Here is a 239-nt window from a genome sequence, read left to right as displayed (position 1 = left end):
TTTGACCCGCTCTTCTTCAACATATCACCGCTAGAAGCCCATAACATGGACCCGCAGGAACGGCTGTTTGTCCAATCCTGCTGGGAGGTATTGGAGGATGCGGGCTATACCCGGGAGCAGATCCGGTCGCAATATAACGGGAAGGTGGGCGTCTTCGCGGGGATTACCAAGACCGGCTACGATTTATACGGCCCGGATTTATGGAAGCAGGGGGAGAGGGTATTTCCGCATACGTCATT

Annotated in this window: 1 protein-coding gene; it reads left to right on the top strand. The window is 54.4% G+C overall.

What is annotated here, in order from left to right:
* Nucleotides 1-239 (top strand): beta-ketoacyl synthase N-terminal-like domain-containing protein (locus tag LCF57_RS18940; protein ID WP_226002094.1); only part of this gene is annotated, 239 nt, incomplete at both ends.

Source organism: Paenibacillus sp. BJ-4 (assembly GCF_020404765.1).
Lineage (GTDB): Bacteria > Bacillota > Bacilli > Paenibacillales > Paenibacillaceae > Paenibacillus.
Note: the sequence above shows the minus strand (reverse complement) of the source record. Positions and strands in the feature narration are given on the sequence as shown.